Source organism: Streptomyces albicerus (genome assembly GCF_008905045.1).
GTDB classification, from domain to species: Bacteria; Actinomycetota; Actinomycetes; order Streptomycetales; family Streptomycetaceae; genus Streptomyces; species Streptomyces albicerus.
The window spans coordinates 9,103-28,791 of sequence record NZ_VWMY01000031.1; the positions used below are offsets into that span (position 1 = coordinate 9,103).

The 19,689-nt window shown below is 69.6% G+C and carries 13 protein-coding genes; 4 read left to right on the forward strand and 9 right to left on the reverse strand.

Annotated features, from left to right (window positions below; all coding sequences use genetic code 11):
- The 7 genes from GAS53_RS27190 to GAS53_RS27220 form a co-directional block, all read right to left on the reverse strand.
- On the reverse strand, positions 1-1,061 hold a 1,061-nt coding region (locus tag GAS53_RS27190), incomplete at its 3' end, for a PHP domain-containing protein (RefSeq protein WP_192583303.1).
- A 30-nt stretch (positions 1,062-1,091) separates the two neighbouring features.
- Positions 1,092-2,954, reverse strand: coding sequence for a LamG-like jellyroll fold domain-containing protein (locus GAS53_RS27195; protein ID WP_151480354.1), 1,863 nt, complete (start codon positions 2,952-2,954; stop codon positions 1,092-1,094).
- A gap of 111 nt (positions 2,955-3,065) precedes the next feature.
- The gene (locus GAS53_RS27200; protein WP_151480355.1) at positions 3,066-5,990 is read right to left on the reverse strand and encodes a glycoside hydrolase family 2 TIM barrel-domain containing protein; all 2,925 of its coding nucleotides are present in this window, start codon (positions 5,988-5,990) and stop codon (positions 3,066-3,068) included.
- Positions 5,990-6,877: a carbohydrate ABC transporter permease gene (locus GAS53_RS27205; protein ID WP_151480356.1), complete on the reverse strand. Its 888-nt coding sequence runs from the start codon at positions 6,875-6,877 to the stop codon at positions 5,990-5,992. The genes GAS53_RS27200 and GAS53_RS27205 overlap by 1 nt, the downstream gene beginning before the upstream one ends.
- A 15-nt stretch (positions 6,878-6,892) precedes the next feature.
- On the reverse strand, positions 6,893-7,855 hold the full coding sequence (locus GAS53_RS27210) for a carbohydrate ABC transporter permease (RefSeq protein ID WP_151480357.1): 963 nt from the start codon (positions 7,853-7,855) through the stop codon (positions 6,893-6,895).
- On the reverse strand, positions 7,855-9,141 hold the full coding sequence (locus GAS53_RS27215; protein ID WP_151480358.1) for an ABC transporter substrate-binding protein: 1,287 nt from the start codon (positions 9,139-9,141) through the stop codon (positions 7,855-7,857). Before GAS53_RS27215 ends, GAS53_RS27210 begins: the two co-directional genes overlap by 1 nt.
- Positions 9,142-9,187: 46 nt before the next feature.
- Positions 9,188-10,225, reverse strand: coding sequence for a carbohydrate kinase family protein (locus GAS53_RS27220; RefSeq protein WP_151480359.1), 1,038 nt, complete (start codon positions 10,223-10,225; stop codon positions 9,188-9,190).
- A gap of 128 nt (positions 10,226-10,353) precedes the next feature.
- Between GAS53_RS27220 and GAS53_RS27225 the strand changes: the two genes are divergently transcribed.
- The 4 genes from GAS53_RS27225 to GAS53_RS27240 all read left to right on the forward strand — a co-directional run bounded on the left by GAS53_RS27225 (position 10,354) and on the right by GAS53_RS27240 (position 16,692).
- A complete protein-coding gene (locus GAS53_RS27225; RefSeq protein WP_151480360.1) occupies positions 10,354-11,103 on the forward strand; it encodes a DeoR/GlpR family DNA-binding transcription regulator in 750 nt (249 codons plus the stop codon).
- 97 nt (positions 11,104-11,200) lie between these two features.
- Entirely contained in the window at positions 11,201-12,538 is a 1,338-nt protein-coding gene (locus GAS53_RS27230) for a 6-phospho-beta-glucosidase (RefSeq protein WP_151480361.1), read from the forward strand.
- Between the two features lie 38 nt (positions 12,539-12,576).
- Positions 12,577-15,627, forward strand: a complete 3,051-nt coding sequence (locus tag GAS53_RS27235; protein ID WP_151480362.1) for an alpha-mannosidase — start codon at positions 12,577-12,579, stop codon at positions 15,625-15,627.
- A gap of 192 nt (positions 15,628-15,819) precedes the next feature.
- Positions 15,820-16,692 carry a sulfotransferase family protein gene (locus tag GAS53_RS27240; protein WP_225859105.1) on the forward strand — a complete coding sequence of 291 codons (873 nt, stop codon included), beginning with the start codon at positions 15,820-15,822 and terminating at the stop codon, positions 16,690-16,692.
- Positions 16,693-16,762: 70 nt separating this feature from the next.
- Here GAS53_RS27240 and GAS53_RS27245 read toward each other — a convergent pair whose 3' ends face one another.
- Complete coding sequence (locus GAS53_RS27245) at positions 16,763-18,436, reverse strand: carbohydrate binding domain-containing protein (protein WP_151480363.1); 1,674 nt, start codon at positions 18,434-18,436, stop codon at positions 16,763-16,765.
- A gap of 62 nt (positions 18,437-18,498) precedes the next feature.
- A complete protein-coding gene (locus GAS53_RS27250; RefSeq protein WP_151480364.1) occupies positions 18,499-19,659 on the reverse strand; it encodes an ATP-grasp domain-containing protein in 1,161 nt (386 codons plus the stop codon).
- Between the last annotated feature and the right edge of the window lie 30 nt (positions 19,660-19,689).

Genomic DNA, 19,689 nt, shown 5'->3' on the forward strand with positions numbered 1-19,689 from the left:
TGCGGTTCGGTGGTGTTCACCGGGTCGGGCAGCCGGCCGGTGTTGTCGAAGTTCTGGCCGGGCAGCCAGTCGCCGTTCTTCCAGGTGTCGAACACCACGCGGTGCACATCGGAGTTGGTGGTGATCGTGAACAGCCTGCCCTCGGCGAGCATCGCGTCCCACATGCCGCCGACGGTCGCCGTCATCCAGTCGAAGCCGCCGTACGTGACGTACGCGTCCGCCGGATAGCCGGGCCAGGAGTTCTCCGAGGGCTTGTTCTCGTACTCGCCGCGTATGGACGTGGGGCCGCGCCAGCCGGGGATGGCGCCGCCCTGCGCACCGGGCGCGCCCTCCATGCCGATCATGATCTCGGGGGCCGCGTCCCGCCAGCCCCGCATCTCGTGCGGGGAGTCGATGCCCAGGCGGGACGGGTGGTTGGCGAAGACCAGCACGTCGTCCACATAGCCCGAACGGCGCTGCGCGGCCAGCCACTTGATGGCCTTGACGGCGTGCGCCTCGTTGCGCGGGGTGTCGGGGTGGGTGGGGCCGCCGGCCGTGTAGCCGAGCAGCTTGCCGTCGTAGGCGAGCTCGAACTTCGTGAGCAGGTCCACCTCGTGGCGGCCGGGTGCCGCGAAGATCGTGCAGTGCTCGGCGCCGGGGATGTACCACTCCAGGCCCTGGAAGATCAGCTGACGCGGGTTCGCGGCGCGTGCCTTGAGGATCTCCTTGTGCTCCAGCTGCGCGCCGTACTTGGCGTGCCCGACGTTGGAGTGCTCGTTGAACACCATCCAGTCGAGGCCGTACTCGGCGCCGGCCTGCGCGACCTGGTCGAAGGTGTACTTCGCGTCGTGGCTGTAGACGGAGTGGACGTGGTGGTCGCCGACGAGATAGGCGAGACGGGGGTCGTCGCCGCCGTACCCTCGGGTGCCTGCCGCGGCGGGTGTGGCCAGCGAACCGGCCGCGAAGGCGGCGCCGAACAGGCCTGCGCGGCACATGAGTTGACGTCTGGAGAGGCCCTGCGGGTCGAGGGCGGTGGGGGAGACGGACGGATCGGCCCAGGCGGGCAGCTGCTGCTCGGTCATGGTCTGGTGGGTCCCTCTGAGCTCGATGTGTCAGTGGTTCATGAACGAGGTGACGGGCAGGGCGCGTTCGACGATCCGCACGTCACCGAGCCTGCCGTTGAGGATCTGGTCGATCCTGCCCGCGTACTCGTAGCCGCCGAGCAGCCACGGCAGGCCGAGCGAGGTGAGCCCGACCGAGCGTGCGGTGGGGTTGCGGGCGACGGGGCACCCCTGGACGTACAGCGTGGTGTGCGAGCCGTCGTTGACGACGGCGACGTGCCACCACACCTCCCGGGCCGTCTCGTCGCCCCAGTTGGTGGCGATGCCCTGTTGGTTGAGGGGCCGTACCGCCCACTGCGGGCCGGGTCCGTCCGACAGCGACAGGGTGGCGAGCGGCTCGTCCGGGTCGCCCTCCGTCTTGCCCGCAGCCCCGCCCGTACCGGTGCGGCTGATCAGGCCCGACCAGGCGTTACGGGACGCGTTCCAGTCCGCTGGCAGCTGGTAGAAGGCCTCGAAGGTGTAACCGCGGGGGAAGGTGGCCGAGTTGAGCGGCGCGTTCTCGACGGTCCGCAGATAGGCGCCCCGCAGAGGCGACTTGTCGCCGTGGAAGAACAGGCTGCCGTGCCCCGGCTGGTCGGGGTGGTGTTCCGAGGACCAGGTGAGCGAGCCGTCGGCCACCTTGACCATGGTCAGGTCGTTGCCGCGCCCGGAGAGGTCGCGGACGGTGCCGTCCATGGCCGCGCCCTCTTTGTGTCCATCGAAGCGCCAGTACGCGAGAGTTCCCCGCACCAGCATCTCGGAGGCGGGACGGGACGCCCGCGGAGGCACCGGGGCGAAGCCGGCGAAGCGCTTCTCGAAGTCGATGGCCACCGAGAACCGGTCCTCGGGGCCGGACAGTTCGATCTCCTGCCGCTCCAGCTCGTTGAGGCCGTCGCCCGCCCGGCCCAGGATCCACGGCGAGATCGTCTCGACGTCGATGGTGTCCCGGTCGAGGTCGAAACGGTACAGGCGGATCATCGCGGCGCCGCCGTAGTAACGGTTCTGATAGTTCGTCAGGTGCAGGTGGACGTCGTTCCCGGCCGCGTTCTTGCGCACGGCGCGGCCGGCCGGCCAGTTGTGCCCGTTGAGCGTGAGGAAGATCTGGTCGTGCTCCTTGACCAGCCGGTCCCACAGCTGCTGTCCGTACGTGGAGAGGGTGTCGTCCTCGTAGAGCAGTTCATGGGTGGTGAGGATGACCGGCGTCTTCGGGTGCTGCGCGATGACGTCCTTGGCCCATGCGTACCCCTTCGCGGACAGCCGCCAGTCAAGGGCGAGGACGAGCCACTCGCGGCCTGCGGCCTTGAAGACGTGGAAGGTGTTGTAGCCGTCCGGCGAGGCGCCGCCGAAGGTGGGCCTGCCCTTGAACCGCTGCGGGCCGAAGGCCTCCAGATACGGGGTCGGGCCCCGCTGGTCGTCCGTGGACGACTTCACATCGTGGTTGCCCGCCAGGACGCTGTAGCCCACACCCCGCCGGTCGAGCAGCTCGAACGCCTTGCTCGCCGCGGCGACTTCGGTCTGCGCGCCGTTCTCCGTGAGGTCGCCCAGGTGCGAGAGGAAGACGATGTTCTCGTCCTTCCCCTGCTCCAGGATGTAGCGCAGCGACGCCTCGATCGGGGCGGGGTTGATGCTCGCCCCGTCGAAGAGGTACTGCGTGTCGGGCATCACGACGAACGTGAAGCGGCTGCTGTCGGTGTCGGGTCTCCAGCGGACCTTTGAGGCGGGCGACGCCTGTGGCGCCGCCTGCGCGGCGGCGGTCGGCAGCGCGACCGCCGCCGTGGCCGCACCGATCAGCGCGGTCGCCCGCAGGAAGTTCCGTCTGCCGGCGCCGGCCTGCTCGGCCTCGGCCGCCGGGTCGTGCTCATGCGAATTGCACACGTCTGCTCCGTGAAGTGGTATGCGCGGAAGGGGGCGTGATGGGGGGCGGCGTTATGAGGGGGGCGGCGTGAAGGGGGTTGCGTGGCCGGGGCCTGGGCCCGGGGCCCGGGGTCAGAGCACGCGCAGGGTCCAGACCCAACGGTGGGTGCCCGGCGCGACGAGGTACTGCGCCGAGGTGTCGGGCCCGCACGACGCCGTGCCGAGCCCGCGGTGCGCGGCGTCGATGTGCACGACGCAGCCGGACCGCGCCGCCAACTCGTCGTGGTGCGCGACGGCGGCGAGGTCCTCCGCGCGGTACCGGTTGACGGAGACCTGGCTCGGCGCCCCGAGCTCCACGGTCAGCCCCGTGGCGTCCGGCGCCGACAGCGTGAACCGGCGCACACCGTGCCGGCCGCCGCTCTCCTGCGGCCGCAGATAAGGAGTGAACAGCTCGTCCACGGCGAGCGAGTGATGCCCCACGGGCGCGCCCGAGCTGCGGTCCGGATAGGACTCCCAGGGGCCTTGCCCGTACCAGTCCAGGACATCGAGGCCGGCGACCGTCTCGAAGACCGTGCCGACCCGCGCCACGTCGTCGAGCCCCTCCGGCAGTTCGGCCGTCTCCGCGACACGGAGGCCGCCGGCGACCGGGGTGAACACCTGCTCGTGGCGCACGGGCCCGGCCCCGGTCGCGTACTCGGCGGCCACGACGATCCGGCCGCCTTCCCGGCGCACGTCCACGACCTTGCGTACGAGCGTGTCGAGCCCCCAGTCGCGCCAGCGGGCCGCCATGCCGCCGATCTCGTCGTTGTCGGTGGGCGCCCGCCAGAGCGAGAGCACGGGCGCGGCGGTCAGCAGCGGATGCACGAGCAGCGCGTCCTCGTCCACCGTGACGGCCGGACCGGACGCGGGCTCCGGCGAGGAGTCGGCGACCGCCGCACTGAGCCGGACCTGGGGCAGACACACCTCCGTGCCGCGCGCGGCCCATGCCTCGTCGTCCGCGGTCGTGACCCGCAGCGTCAGCCAGACCTCACCCGCGGGGGACTCGGGAAGCGGGAACGGTACGGGCACCACCGCCGACTCGCCCGGCAGTACGTCGGGCAGCTCGGCCGGCGCGCTCTCCGTACCGCCGTCGGCGCGCACGAGACGCCACTCGGCGGCCAGCCACTCCAGGCCCCGGAAGTGCTGCCGGTTGTGGACCAGGAGGACGCCCTGGTCATAGGTCAGACGTACGGGCGCCGCGATCTCCCGGTGCTCGTACATCACGGGCTTGGGCGTGCGGTCCGGGAACACCACGCCGTCGGCGATGAACGCCCCGTCGTGGATGGTCTCGCCGAAGTCGCCGCCGTAGGCCCAGCGGTGGCCGGGCGCGGCGACACCGTTGTCGTACAGGCCGACGCCCGCGCGTCCGGCCGGTCTTCCGTCGTTCACACGCTGGAGAATGCCGTGGTCCCAGAACTCCCAGATGAAACCACCCTGAAGTCCCGGGGTTGACTCGATGGCGGACCAGGTGTCGGCGAGCGTGCCGTTGCTGTTGCCCATGGCGTGCGAGTACTCGCACTGGATGAGCGGCTTGGTCTGCTTCCCGGACAGGGCGTGCGTGACACAGTCCTCGATCGGCGCGTACATCGGGCAGGCGATGTCCGAGGCGACCGTCTCGTCGGCCCAGTCGAGCTTGGCCGCGCCCTCGTACTGCAGGGGCCGGGTGGGGTCGTGCCGGCGGACCCAGCCCGCCGCCGCGTCATGGTTCGCCCCGTAGTCGGACTCGTTGCCGAGCGACCAGATGATGACGGCCGGGTGGTTCTTGTCGCGGAGCACCATGCGTGAGACGCGGTCGACGAAGGCGCCCAGATAGCGGGGGTCGTCGGCGATCTCGTGGGCGTGGTCGTGCGACTCGATGTTCGCCTCGTCCACGACGTAGAAGCCCAGCTCGTCGGCGAGGTCGAGGAGCGTCGGATCGTTCGGGTAGTGGGCGGTACGGATCGCGTTGAAGCCGAAGCGCTTCATGACGACCAGGTCCGCGCGCATGTCGTCCGCCGTGACCGTGCGTCCGGTCAGCGGGTGGAAGTCGTGCCGGTTCACGCCCCGGATGAAGACGCGTTGGCCGTTGACGAGCAGATCCCGACCGCGTATCTCGACGTCCCGGAACCCGACGTGGTGGTGCGAGGTGTCGGCGACCGAGCCGTCGGCGCGGTGCAGCCGCACGGTCAGGTCGTACAGCTCGGGGGTCTCGGCGGTCCACGCGCGTACGTCCCGTACGGTGGTCCGCAGCCGGGCCTCGCCGAGGAAGTCGGACACCCGCTCGTCCTCGGCGTTGAGCCGGTCGAACTCGGTGTCCTGGACGAGGAGTTGACCCTCCAGTGCCCCCGTGACGTACCAGCCCTCAGGCAACGCCCCCGACGCGTTCCGCACCTGGCAGTCGACCCGCAGCCGCCCGTCCCGCCGCGCCCGTACGGTCACGTCCGCGAGATGCAGCGGGTCGGTGGCGTACAGCAGCACCGAGCGGGTGATGCCTGCGTGCCACCACTGGTCCTGGTCCTCGATGTGCGAGGCGTCGGACCACTTGACGACGGTGAACCGTACGGTGGCCGGGTCCCCGGGGCGTACGACGTCGGAGAGGTCGAACTCGGCCGCGAGGTGGGAGTCCTTGGAGATGCCGACCGGTTTGCCGTTCACATGGACGAGGAGCACACTCTCGGCCGCGCCCACCTGGAGCACGATGCGGCGTCCGGCCCACTCGGCGGGGATGTCCACGGAACGCTCGTATATGCCCGTCGGATTCGCGGCGGGCGAGGCGGGCGGGAACTCGTCCCACGGCATCCGGACGTTGGTGTACTGCGGCAGGTCGTCGGCGCTCTGCATCGTCCAGGCGCCCGGCACCTCGATCCGCGTCCACTCGCCTGAGCACCCGCTGGGGGAGGACAGCAGCTGGAAGTGCCAGGAGCCGTCCAGGGACAGTGCGCCGGACCGCCGGTCCACCGCGTTCATGGGCAGTCGCCCCCAGGAGGTCACCTCGGGTGTCTCCCAGGGGCGGAGGGCGATCAGGTGATCGCGTCGCATCAGCGGATGGCTCCCTTGCCGAGGTCCGCGATGATCTGCTTGGCGCCGATCGCGAACACGATGAGCAGGGGGATCAGCGCGAGGAGCGCGCCGGTCATGACCATTCCGTAGTCGGTCGTGCCGTGGACGCCGTTGAGCTGGGACAGGGCGACCTGGAGGGTCACGTTGTCCGGGTTGGTCAGGGCGATCAACGGCCAGGCGTAGTCGTTCCACTGGCCCATGAAGGTGAAGATGCCCAGGAAGGCGAGACCGGGACGGACGACGGGCAGGGCCACGTGCCAGTACTGGCGCAGGAAGCTCGCCCCGTCGATCTTCGAGGCGTCGAGCAGTTCGTCGTGGATCGCGCTCTTCATGTACTGCCGCATCCAGAAGATGCCGAACGCGTTCGCGGCGGCCGGCACGATCAGCGCGGTCATCGAGCCGATCCAGCCGATCTTCGCCATGATCACGAACTGGGGGATGGCCTGGAGCTGCGCCGGCACCATGAAGATCGCCATCATCCCCGCGAACAGCACCCGGCGGCCCGGGAACTGGAACTTGGCGAAGACGAACGCGGCCAGCGAGTCGAAGAACAGGACAAGGAAGGTCACCGAGGTCGCGACGAGCAGTGAGTTGAACATCGACCCGAAGAAGTCGATGTTGTCGAAGAGATTCCGGACGTTCTCGAGGAAGTGCGAGCCCGGCAGCAGCTTCGGCGGGTAGGAGAAGATCTCGGTCGACGAGTGCGTCGACATGATCACGGCCCAGTAGAACGGGAAGACCGAGAGCAACAGGCCGATGATCAGGGAGAAGTGGAGGGCGATGCCCCTGCGCTGGTTGCCCTTGATGCCCCGGCCGGAACGTGTACCGAGCTTGCCGGAACGTGTACCGAACTTGATGGATGCCATGGTGACGGGGCCTCCCTAGTCTTCGCCCCGGCGCTGCACCAGGCGCCAGTTGATGATCGAGAAGATGATGACGACGAGGAAGATGCCCCAGGCCACGGCGGCGCCGTAGCCGAAGTCGTTGTTGTCGAAGGTCTGCTGGAAGAAGTAGAGGACCATGGTCTGGCCGGAGTGGCCCGGACCGCCCGCGAACGACGAGTTGTTGTCGGTGGTCTGCAGCAGCACCTGTGGCTCGGAGAAGGTCTGCAGTCCGGTGACGGTCGAGATGACGAGCACGAAGAGCAGCACGGGGCGCATCATCGGCAGCGTGATGCGGAAGAAGGTCTGCACGGGCCCGGCGCCGTCCATGCGCGCCGCCTCGTACAGCTCACCCGGGATCGTCTGCAGGCCTGCGAGGAAGATGATCGCGTTGTAGCCGGTCCACTGCCAGGTCATGAGCGTCGCGATGGCGACCTTGATGCCCCAGGGGGTGTTCAGCCATGCCACCTGGTCCAGGCCGACGGCCTGCAAAAGGGCGTTCGCCAGGCCGAAGTTGGTGGAGAAGACCGAGCCGAAGATGATCGCGACCGCCACGATCGAGGTGACGTTCGGCAGGAAGAAGGCGAAGCGGTAGAGGTTCTTGAAGCGGACCGCCGAGTTGAGCATCACGGCCGTGACCATCGCGAGGAAGATCATCGGGATGGTGGCCAGTGCCCAGATGATGAGCGTGTTCCCGATCGAGTCCCAGAACTGGGTGTCGGAGATCAGATAGCGGTACTGCGAGAGACCGGCGAACTCCATCGAGCCGAGTCCGTCCCAGCGATGGAACGACAGATACAGCGAGAAGCCGACCGGGATCAGTCCGAAGGCCAGGAACAGCAGGTAGAAGGGCGAGATCGCGGCGTACAGCCGCCAGTAGCTCCGGATGCCCTTCTTGGGGTGGGCGGCGGGCGGCTCGGTCACGGGCGGCGAGGGTGTCTCCAGCACGGGTGCGGTAGCCATCAGTAGCTCACCCCCAGGTGGTCGGCGATACGCCGGCACTTGCGCATGGCGTCCTTCCAGGCCTTCTCCGGGTCCTTGCCGAGGACGGAGAAGTTCTTCAGTTCGTCGTCGATCGGGGTCTTCAGCGCGACGTCGTACGGGCTGTTGTAGGCGATCGGGATCTTCTCCGCCGCCGGACCGAAGACGTCCATGGTGATCTGGTCGCCGAAGAACGGGTCCGGCTCGCGCAGCTTCTTCAGGTCGTACGAGGCCGGGGTCGACGGGAAGAGCACGGAGTCGACGAAGCCCTGGGCCTGGTTGTCCGCGTTGAGCATCCAGGTGATCATCTCGAAGGCCTTCTCCGGCTCCCGGCACGCCTTGGTGATCGCCAGGAACGAGCCGCCGATGTTCGACGGCCCGCCGGGACAGTTGGCCACCCGCCACTTGCCCTTGGTCTTCGGGGTGTTGAGCTTGATGTCGCCGGCCGCCCAGGAGGCGTTCAGCTGGCTGGGCAGCAGGCCCCTCTCCGTGGCGGAGATATTGTCCGGCGTGCCGTTGATGATCTTCGAGACCAGTCCGCGGCGGGTGGCCTCGACGGCCCGGTCCCAGGCGGTGCGCACATGCTCCTGGTCGCCGATGAAGTTCCGGTCCTTGTCGACGAACCGCTTGGTCGTCTGGTTGACCGAGATGCCGTAGATGCTGAGGGCGTCCGTGAGGATGAACGCGCCGGGCACACGCTTCTTGAGCTGCTCGCCGGCCGCCATGAACTTCTCCCAGGTGTCCAGCTCCTCGGAGACGTCCGCCGGCTCGTACGGCAGTCCGGCCTTCTCGAACGTGGCCGGCTGGTAGTAGTGCGCGACCGGACCGCAGTCGATCGGGAAGCCCACCATCGAGCCGTCCTCGGCGATGCCCTCGTCCCACTTCCAGGGCAGGTACTGGTCCTTGAGCTTGTCGGCACCGAGTGTGCGCAGGTCCACGAACTGGTCGGCGTTCGGCAGATACGAGGCCATGTCCTCGCCCTTGAGCCCGACGATGTCCGGGACGTGGGCGCGCCCGGTCATCGTGGTCATCAGCTTCGAACGGTAGTAACCGCCGATCTGGATGGCCTGCAGATTCACCGCGCTGTCGTAGCGGGCCTTCGCGTCCTGGACGACTTTGGGGCTCAGCCCGCCGCTCCAGTACCACAGGACCATGTTCCGCCCGGTGGAGCCGGTCGGGACGGCGCAGCCAGTGGCCAGGCCGCCGAGCGCCGTGGCGGCCGTACCGGCCAGCCCGGCACGGAGCAGGCCCCTTCGTGAGAGCCGCACAGCTCCCACCGCCTTTCGCATGTGTTCGGTCTTCGCGTGGGGGATGTCAGTACTGCCGTGTGGGGTCGGGCGGGGTCACCGGGGCGCGGCGGACCGGAGGGCCCGGGTCCGCGGGCAGGCGGTCGGCCAGGAAGCCGTACGCACGCCGCAGTTCCGGGTCCTCGACGGTCTGCCACCACGCGTGGACGCCGTACCAGCCGGGCGCGGCCAGGGCCCCGCCGTGCCGCCGTACGGACAGTCCGGCGGCGAGCACCGCGAAGCGCAGCCGCTCCTCGAGGGGCCAGCCGCCGAGCGAGGCCGCGACGAAGCTCGCGCCGAAGACGTCTCCGGCACCCGTCGCGTCCAGGACGTCGGTGGGGAGGGCGGGTACGTCCGCGTACTCGCCCGTCGTCTGGTCGACGGCGAGCGCGCCGTCGCCGCCCCGCGTGACCACGGCCACCGGCACCAGCTCGGAGAGCTTGGTGAGCGCGTCGGCCGCGGTGTCGGTGCGGGTGTAGGCCGTCGCCTCGGTCTCGTTCGGGAGGAAGGCGTGGCACAGGGCGAGCTGGTCGAGGAGGGCCGAGGACCACTGCTGGGTGGGGTCCCAGCCGACGTCCGCGTAGATCCTCGTACCGTTCGCGGCCGCCTTGGCGAGCCACTCGCGGGGCTCGGCCTCGATGTGCACGAGGGCCGTGCGCGCGTCGGGCGGGTCGCCCATCAGCGCGTCCTGCGAGTACGGAGGCTCCTGGCCATGGGTGACCAGGGCCCGGTCGTGGCCGTGGGCGAGCGATACGGTGACCGGAGTGTGCCAGCCGTCCGCCGTACGGGAGAGCGAGAGGTCGACGTGCTCCTGCCCTGCGAGAACCTCACGGCAGTACGCGCCGTAGTAGTCGTCGCCGAACACCGTGGCCAGGGAGGTCTTCAGGCCGTAACGGGCCGCGGCCACGGCCAGGTTCGCGATCCCGCCCGGGCTCGTGCCCATCCCGTCGGTCCAGATCTCCTCGCCGGGGGTCGGCGGCTTGCCCAGACCGGTCAGGACGAGGTCGTAGAAGAGCAGCCCGGTCAGCAGCACATCGGGCCGCGCGTCGGCCCGTTCGTCGCCCACGAGCACATCCTCTCGTCAAAACTCTTCAATTTCGGTGCACAGGATCGTGCGCGCATCCGGCTGATTTGGCAAGAGTCGAGCAGAACCGAGCATAGAAATGATCGGCAATGACGAGTACTGTTCACCGTGTGCTGGCAGAGCGACGACATCAACTCATCCTGCGGGCCCTGCGCTCCGGCGGCCCCGCGGCCGTGACCGACCTCTCGGAGCAGCTGGGTGTGAGCCCCGCCACAATCCGGCGTGACCTGCTGAAACTGGAGGAGGAGGGCCTGCTCACCCGCGTGCACGGCGGGGCGGTCGTCGAGGAGGGCGACCAGCCCTTCTCCGAGGTCGCCGAGGTGCGCGTACCCGAGAAGGACGCCATAGCCGAGCGCGCGGCGGCGATGGTCGAGGACGGCCAGTCCGTGCTGCTGGACATCGGCACCACCGCGTACCGGCTGGCCCGGCAGCTGCACGGTCGCCGCATCACCGTGATCACCAGCAACCTCGTGGTCTACGAGGAGCTCGTGGACGACGAGGGCATAGAGCTGGTGCTGCTCGGCGGCATGGTCCGCCGCGAGTACCGCTCGCTGGTCGGCTTCCTCACCGAGGACAATCTGCGTCAGTTGCACGCGGACTGGCTCTTCCTCGGCACCAGTGGAGTGCGGCCCGGCGGGCAGGTGATGGACACGACGGTCGTGGAGGTGCCGGTGAAGCGCGCCATGATCAAAGCGGCCGACCGGGTCGTCCTGCTCGCCGACCGCGCCAAGTTCCCGGGGACGGGGATGGCGAGGGTCTGCGGGCCCGAGGAACTGGACGTGGTGGTGACCAACGCACCGGCGGACGCCGGGACGCGGGCCGCCCTGGAAGAGGCGGGTGTGCGCGTGGTGCTGACGTGAACGGCGGGCGCGGGGGACCGAGGGCCTGTCGTCGCCCGGCGGACGGGAATGTGACGACAGGTCCCAGGACCTCGGGGAACAGCGAAAGGGCAGTTGCGTGAAGCTGACGATTCTGGGCGGCGGCGGATTCCGGGTGCCGCTCGTGTACGGGGCGCTCCTCGGTGACCGCGCCGAGGGCCGCGTCACCGACGTCGTGCTGCACGACCTGGACGCGGGACGGCTCTCCGCCGTCGCCCGTGTCCTCGCCGAGCAGGCCGCGGCCGTCCCGGACGCGCCCTCCGTGACCGCCACCACCGACCTCGACGAAGCACTGCGCGGCGCCGACTTCGTCTTCTCCGCGATCCGCGTTGGCGGCCTCGAAGGCCGCGCGGCCGACGAGCGGGTCGCCCTGGACCAGGGCGTCCTCGGCCAGGAGACGGTCGGCGCGGGCGGCATCGCGTACGGCCTGCGCACGGTCCCCGTCGCCGTCGACATCGCCCAACGCGTGGCCCGGCTCGCGCCCGACGCCTGGGTCATCAACTTCACCAACCCGGCGGGCCTGGTCACCGAGGCCATGTCCCGCCACCTCGGCAACCGTGTGATCGGCATCTGCGACTCGCCGGTCGGCCTCGGCCGCCGGATCGCCCGTGTCCTGGGCGCCGACCCGCGCGAGGCCTGGATCGACTACGTCGGCCTCAACCACCTCGGCTGGGTGCGCGGACTGCGCGTCGCCGGACGTGACGAACTCCCGCGGCTGCTCGCCGACCCGGACCTCCTCGGCTCCTTCGAGGAGGGCAAGCTCTTCGGCACCGAGTGGCTCCAGTCGCTCGGCGCGATCCCGAACGAGTATCTGCACTACTACTACTTCAACCGGGAAGCCGTCCGCGCCTACAGCGAGGCCGAGAAGACCCGTGGCGCCTTCCTGCGCGACCAACAGGCCCATTTCTACGAGGAGATGAAGCGCCCGGACGCCTCCGCGCTCACCGCCTGGGACCGTACGCGCGCCGAGCGCGAGGCCACGTACATGTCCGAGAACCGGGAGACGGCCGGCGCGGGCGAGCGTGACGCCGACGACCTCTCCGGCGGCTACGAGAAGGTGGCGCTCGCCCTGATGCGGGCCATCGCCCGCGACGAGCGCACCACGCTGATCCTCAACGTCCGCAACCAGGGCACCCTTTCGGTGCTCGACACGGAGGCCGTCATCGAGGTGCCCTGCCTCGTCGACGCCAACGGAGCGCACCCGGTCGGCGTCGACCCGCTCCCGGACCATGCGACCGGCCTGGTGTGCGCGGTGAAGGCGGTCGAGCGCGAGGTGCTCGCCGCCGCCGACTCGGGCTCCCGCACGACCGCCGTGAAGGCCTTCGCGCTGCACCCGCTCGTCGACTCCGTGAACGTCGCCCGTCGCCTCGTCGAGGGCTACACCGACGCCCACCCCGGCCTTGCGTACCTGAAGTAGAGCCTCCTGAAGCAGAACCTCCCGAGGAGACCCGCACCATGCATGACGAACGCCGTCGGATCGAAGAGCGCGTGCAGCGCGTCCACGACCAGCGCATCAAGACCGCGATCTACGCCGCCTCCGTACCGTTCGAGGTCGAGGCCTGGCAGGCGCCGGGGGAGCCCGTCCCCTTCGAGGAGGCCGCGTCGGCCTCGTACCGGCCCTTCGCGATGGACACCCCGTGGGGTCCGCCCTGGGGCACGACCTGGTTCCGGATGCGCGGACAGGTGCCCGCCGAGTGGGCCGGCAAGCGCGTCGAGGCCGTCATCGACCTCGGCTTCGTGGGCGACTGGCCCGGCAACCAGGCCGAGGCGCTGGTCCACCTCACGGACGGGACGCCGTTGAAGGCGGTCAACCCGCTCAACCAGTACGTGGCGATCGCCAACCCCGCCACCGGCGGCGAGCAGATCGACTACCTGGTCGAGGCGGCCTCCAACCCGGACATCCTCGCCGACAACTTCTCCAAGATCACGCCCCTCGGTGACATCCTCACCGCCGGCGACAAGCCGCTCTACACCTTCCAGCGCGCCGACATCGCCGTCCTCGACGAGGAGGTCTGGCACCTCGACCTGGACATCCAGGTGCTGCGTGAACTGATGCTGGAGCTGGGCGAGCACGACCCGCGCCGGCACGAGATCATGCACACCCTGGACCGGGCGCTCGACCTGCTGGACCTGGACGACGTCTCCGGAACGGCGGCGGACGTCCGCGCCGCGCTGCAGGCCGCGCTGTCCAAGCCCGCCAACGCCAGCGCCCACATCGTCTCCGGCGTCGGCCACGCGCACATCGACTCCGCATGGCTGTGGCCGATCCGCGAGACCAAGCGCAAGACGTCCCGCACCTTCTCGAACGTCACCTCGCTCGCCGACGAGTACGACGACTTCATCTTCGCCTGCTCGCAGGCCCAGCAGTACGAGTGGGTGCGCGACAACTACCCGAAGGTCTGGGCCCGCATCCAGGAGTCGGTCAAGAAGGGCCAGTGGGCGCCGGTCGGCGGCATGTGGGTCGAGGCCGACGGCAACCTGCCCGGCGGCGAGGCGATGGCCCGCCAGCTCATCCACGGCAAGCGGTTCTTCATCGAGCACTTCGGCGTCGAGACCAAGGGCGTGTGGCTGCCGGACTCCTTCGGCTACACCGCGGCCTACCCGCAGCTCGCCAAGCTGGCGGGCAACGAATGGTTCCTGACCCAGAAGATCTCCTGGAACCAGACCAACAAGTTCCCGCACCACACCTTCTGGTGGGAGGGCATCGACGGCACTCGGATCTTCACGCACTTCCCGCCGGTCGACACCTACAACGCCCGCTTCAGCGGCGAGGAGATGGCCCGCGCGACGCGCAACTACCAGGAGAAGGGCGCCGCGACGCGCTCGCTGGCACCCTTCGGCTGGGGCGACGGCGGCGGCGGCCCGACCCGCGAGATCATGGAACGGGCGCGCAGGCTCGCCGACCTGGAAGGCTCGCCGAAGGTCGTCGTCGAGCACCCCGACGAGTTCTTCGCCAAGGCCCGCGAGGAGTACCCGGACGCCCCCGTCTGGGTCGGCGAGCTCTACCTGGAGCTGCACCGGGCCACCTACACCTCGCAGGCCCGCACCAAGCAGGGCAACCGCAGGAGCGAACACAAGCTCCGCGAGGCCGAGTTGTGGGCGACGACGGCCGCGCTGCACGCGCCGGGCTACGCCTACCCGTACGAGAAGCTCGACCGGCTCTGGAAGACGGTCCTGCTCCACCAGTTCCACGACATCCTGCCCGGATCCTCGATCGCCTGGGTGCACCGGGAGGCGGAGGCCGAGTACGCGCGTGTGGCGAAGGAGGTCGAGGAGCTGACGGCCGAGGCGGTCACCGCACTCGGCGCGGGCGGCACGCACGTCTTCAACACGAGCCCGGTGGAGCGCCGGGAAGTCGTACGGGCCGCCGACGGCACCCTGGCCCACACCGTCGTCCCGGCGAACGGCAGCGCACCCCTCGGCGCCGGTGAGGGACCCCGGCCGGTGACGGTCGCCGGCCGCGTCCTCGACAACGGTCTGGTCCGCGTCGAGGTGGCCGAGGACGGCACACTGGCCTCCGTACGCGATCTGCGGGCCGGCGGCCGCGAGGTCCTCGCCGACAAGGGCAACCTGCTGCGTCTGCACACGGACCTCCCGAACTACTGGGACGCCTGGGACGTCGACAAGCACTACAAGAACCGCTACACGGACCTGCTGGACGCTCAGTCCGTGACCGTGGTCGAGGAGGACCCGCTTTTGGGGGCGATCCGGGTGGAGCGCTCCTTCGGGAAGGGCTCGCGGATCACCCAGACCATCAGCCTGCGGGCCGGCAGCCCCCGTATCGACTTCGAGACGGACATCGACTGGCACGAGGCCGAGAAGTTCCTCAAGGCGGGCTTCCCGGTGGACGTCCGGGCCGCCCACTCCTCCGCGGAGATCCAGTTCGGCCACGTCCAGCGCCCGACCCACACCAACACCACCTGGGAGTCGGCCCGCTTCGAGGTCTCCGGCCACCGCTGGGTCCACATCGGTGAACCGGGCTACGGCGTGGCGGTCATCAACGACTCCACGTACGGCCACGACGTCACCCGCACCGTCCGCGAGGACGGCGGTACGACCACCACGGTCCGCCTCAGCCTGGTCCGCGCCCCGCGCATCCCGGACCCGGAGGCCGACCAGGGCAGGCACCGCTTCACCTACGCGCTGCTGCCGGGCGCGACGATCGAGGACGCGGTCGCCGAGGGCTACGCGCTCAACCTGCCGCTGCGGGTGGCCGATTCGGCGGGCACCCCGGAACCGGTCGTGTCCGTGGACGGCGGGGGCGTGACGATCGAAGCGGTCAAGCTGGCCGACGACGCCTCGGGCGATGTCGTCGTACGCCTCTACGAGTCCCGCGGCGGCCGCGCGGAGGGCACCCTGCGCACGGGCTTCCCGCTGGCCGGAGCGCAGATCACCGACCTGCTGGAGCGCCCGCTGACGACGGCGGACACGGACGGGAACAGCGTTCCCGTCGCCCTGCGTCCCTTCGAGGTGCAGACGCTGCGGCTGGCCCGGCGGAAGGACTGAGCCATCGGAGGGACTGAGCCATCGGAGGGGCTGCCCCCGCTTCTGACGAAGAATTAAGAAAGAGGTAAGACGCCTGGTCACGGTGGGATTTCGCCCCGCCGTGACCACGGCTCGTTCCCTGCACGACACCTGAAGTTCGCCCGGCACCCCTGGGATGGCGCGGCAAGGCGAAGCAAGAGAAGAGGTGTCACCGTGCGGGACCCACGCATGTCCGCGATCGGCAAGGGACTGAGGCGCCGCGGCAGACTGATGGCCCAGGCGGTGAGCCCGCCGCGCCGGAACCTCGACGGCATGCCCGCGCCCCGCACCACCGAGGACTCGTACGTCGCCCCGCGTGCCCCGCGCCTGGTCGACTCGCCCGTCTTCGTGCTCTCCTCCGTGCGCTCCGGCTCGACCCTGCTGAGGGTCCTGCTGAACAGCCACAGCCGTGTCCGCGCCCCGCACGAGATGCATCTGCGCACACTCCACGTCCACCTGTCGCGTGACTTCACCGCCGACGCCATGCGGGCACTCGCACTCGACAAGGACGAGCTGGAGCACGCGCTGTGGGACCGGGTGCTGCACCTGGAACTCACCCGCAGCGGGAAGGAGATCATCGTCGACAAGACCCCGCCGAACACCCTCATCTGGCCCCGGCTGCACCGATGTTGGCCGAATGCCCGCTACATCGTGCTGCTCCGCCACCCCGGCGCGGTCGTCACCTCGCTCACCGAACGCCGCACCGACCCGGACCACGAACAGATCTGCACCGAGGTCCTCGAATACAGCGAGAAACTCGAGGAGGCCCGCCGCACCCTCGACGCCCACGTGATCACGTACGAGGACCTCACCGCCGACCCGGAGGAGACCACACGCGGTCTGTGCGGGTACCTCGGCGTCCCCTGGGAGAGCACGATGCTCGACTACGGCAAGAAGGACCACGGCACCTTCCGCCCCCAGCTCGGCGACTGGAGCGAAACCATCAAGTCGGGCCGCATCCAGCAGGCCCGCCCGGCCGACCCGAAGGCCGAACTGCCGCCCCGCCTGGCCGAGTTGGCAAGGGTGTGGGGGTACCCGGCCGACTGACCGGGCACCCCCACGCGCCTTTCGATGCTGTTCAATGCTGGGCCTGCGCCTTTCGACGCGGGGGATCGGGTCAGCCGGTGAAACCGGCCGTGATGGACGTGAACTGCCAGTTGCTCTGGCTGATGCCGGAGCAGTTGCTGACCACGCCCCCGCCGGGGCACGGCCGGTCGCGGTTGACCGACCAGAAGGCGAGCCGGGCGATGTGGCGGGAGTTCGCCCAGTCGCGGATCTGTGTCCAGGTCGCCGGCGAGGTGAGCTCCTGCTGGTCGCTGAGGCCGTTCATGCCGGAGATGCCGATGTGCGCGTAGGCGGTGGCGTCGTCCCAGCCGAAGGCCGACTTGAGCTTGGTCTTGAGGCCCTCGGTGGCGTTCACCGTGTTGCCGTACATGTCCGCGCCGCCGCCGAAGTCGAACGGCATGATGGTGAAGACGTCGATGTTGGCGTTCAGCGCCGAGGCCCGCTCGATCAGCCGGTTGCCCCAGTAATTCGGGCCGGTCGTCGACGTACCGAAGGTGATGATCGTCCGCAACCCGGGATTGTTCTGCTTGACGATCTTCAGAGCGTTGAGAATGCGGTCCTGGACGACCTCGTTCTCGAACTCGTCCGTGTTCTCGATGTCGACGTCGATCGCCTTCAGCCCGTACGCGTCGATCACCTTCTGGTACGCGCCCGCGAGCGCCTCCGGTGTCGAGCAGTTCGGCCCGAGCTTGTTGCCGCTCCAGCCGCCGATGGACGGGACGATGTCGCCGCCCGCGGAGCGGATGGAGTTGATGACGGACTGGTCGTTGCCGCCGGTCAGCGGACGCGTCCCGTCCCAGGCCGGGTTGCAGCCGCCCGAGGAGAGGATGAACGCCATCGTGAACCACTTGACGCCGGTCGCGCTCATCACCGATGTGGCGCTCGGCGGGTCACCCCAGCCGAGGTAAAGATAGGGCGCGGCCTGCTTGAAGCCGGGACCCGTGCCGCTGCCCGGATTCGTCGTCACGGCAAGGGAGTTGGAGGCGGCCGACCGGTTCCCCGCCGCGTCCCGCGCCCGCACCGTGAACGTGTACGCGGTGCTGGGCGAGAGCCCGCTGACCGTGGCGCTCGTCCCGGAGACGCTGAGCACCTGGTTCGAGCCGCTGTAGATGTCGTACGCGGTGACACCCACGTTGTCGCTCGACGCGTTCCACGCCAGTGACACGCTCGACGAGGTCTTCCCGGTGGAGCGCAGGTTCGAAGGGGCCGTCGGCGCCTGGCTGTCCGAGCCGCCGCCGGGCCCGTCCAGGCTGATGTCGTCGGCGTGGTAGGTGCCCTGCGCGTACCAGCCGTGCGTGTAGATGGTCGCGCTCGTCTGCGCGGCGCCGGTCGTGAACGACACGGTCAACTGGCTGTAGGCGGACGGGGATTGGGTCCAGGTCGAGGCGCCGCCGTCCACGCCCAGGTAGACGTAGCTGCCACGCACCCAGCCCGTCAGGCGGTACGCGGTGTTCGGCTGGACGGAGACGGTCTGGCTGCACTTGGCGATGTCGCTCGAACTCGCCGCGCCCGCAAGGGCTTTGGTGCCCCCGTGTACGGGGCTCGACACGACCGAGCCGAGATTGCCCGAGCAGGACCAGGGGGAGAGGCCGCCCGACTCGAAGCCGGAGTTGGACAGCAGGTTGGCCGCCTGGGCGGTGCCGGGCAGGGCGACCGCCCCGGCGAGTGCCAGGGCGGCCGAAGCGAGCAGAGCTAGCAAACGATGTCTGGAACGTCTGAGGCGCACGCGATCTCCCTGAACGTGTGGGGGGTACGGGAGTGGCACGTTACCAAGTTGGTATGGACCAATCAGACTGTCAATGGACTGTCCGAAGTCTGTGTCGCCTGAGGTGCCTGAGTCGACAGTGTCGTCTGCGCGCCGGCGACGGGCTCCGGGGCGGGCGCGGGTGCGGGGAGGTCCAGGTCGGCGCGCTGCTGCGGCAACGACACAGGGCGTACCGCACGAGGTCCTGCGACCACCGTGTAGTCCTGGCCCAGGAACGGCGGAACCAGCTCACCGGGCTCCTCGCCGAGCGCCAACCGGACCGCCGCCCAAGGGGCGTTGACGCCGCACTGCGAGAGCTGGTGCAGGCCGCCCGCCGGGCGCGTGTTGACGTCCATGAGGACGGGCTCGTCCCCGAGCATCCGGAACTGAATGTTCGTCAGATAGTGCAGCCCGAACGACTCCGCGAGGAGCCGCGACGGCTCGATCCACGAGGGGTTCAGGGTGAAGCCGCGCCGCCGCCCGTTCTTGGTCCGGCCCACGGCCATCCGTACCCGCCCGTCGGGACCCGTGAGGCAGTCCACGGACACCTCCGGCTGCTCCAGACGCGGCATGACCAGCCAGTCCACGGGCTCGTCGGTCTGCCGCAGCGCCTCGACGACCAGATCCAACGGCACGTACGGGCTGGGGAAGCCGCTGAGGTGCATGAGGGAGAAGGGGGTGCGCGTGATGATCCGGAAGCCGACGCCGCCCGCTCCGGAGGCGGGCTTGAAGCACGCCTTGTGGCCGGCGGCCTCCAGCGCGTCGACCGCTGCGACGAGCTCGTCCTCGGTCCTTACCCGCCACCACGGCGGCACCGGCACGCCGATCTCCTTGACCGCCTCGTACGCGGTCACCTTGTCCTGGAAGGTGTGCACGGCCTCGGCGGGCGGCGCGAGCAGCGCCGTGCCGACCGCGGCGAACTCCTCGCGGTGCTCGACCAGGGTCGCCTGGTGCAGAACCGGCACGAACACGTCGATGGAGTGCCGGGCGCACTGGTCGAGCGCGTACTCGACGTACGCGGCCGGGGACAGTCCCTCGGGCTCCAGCGCGGCGGTGTCGGCGGCGGCCAGGATGGGCGAGTCCGGGTCGCCGTGCGTCGCGTGGATCTCGACGGCGCGGCCACAGGTATTTCGCCGCAGCTGATCCATGAAGAACACGTTCTCCGCGTACGTGCGGTTGAGCCAGACGCGTACGCGAGAGACCATGCAGGCCGCCTTTCATGGTTCGCGGGCAGG

Coding starts and splice junctions, on each gene's coding strand:
- GAS53_RS27235 (WP_151480362.1), top strand. CDS start 12,577: ATGCATGACGAACGCCGTCGGATCGAAGAGCGCGTGCAGCGCGTCCAC.
- GAS53_RS27250 (WP_151480364.1), bottom strand. CDS start 19,659: ATGGTCTCTCGCGTACGCGTCTGGCTCAACCGCACGTACGCGGAGAAC.
- GAS53_RS27200 (WP_151480355.1), bottom strand. CDS start 5,990: ATGCGACGCGATCACCTGATCGCCCTCCGCCCCTGGGAGACACCCGAG.
- GAS53_RS27210 (WP_151480357.1), bottom strand. CDS start 7,855: ATGGCTACCGCACCCGTGCTGGAGACACCCTCGCCGCCCGTGACCGAG.
- GAS53_RS27205 (WP_151480356.1), bottom strand. CDS start 6,877: ATGGCATCCATCAAGTTCGGTACACGTTCCGGCAAGCTCGGTACACGT.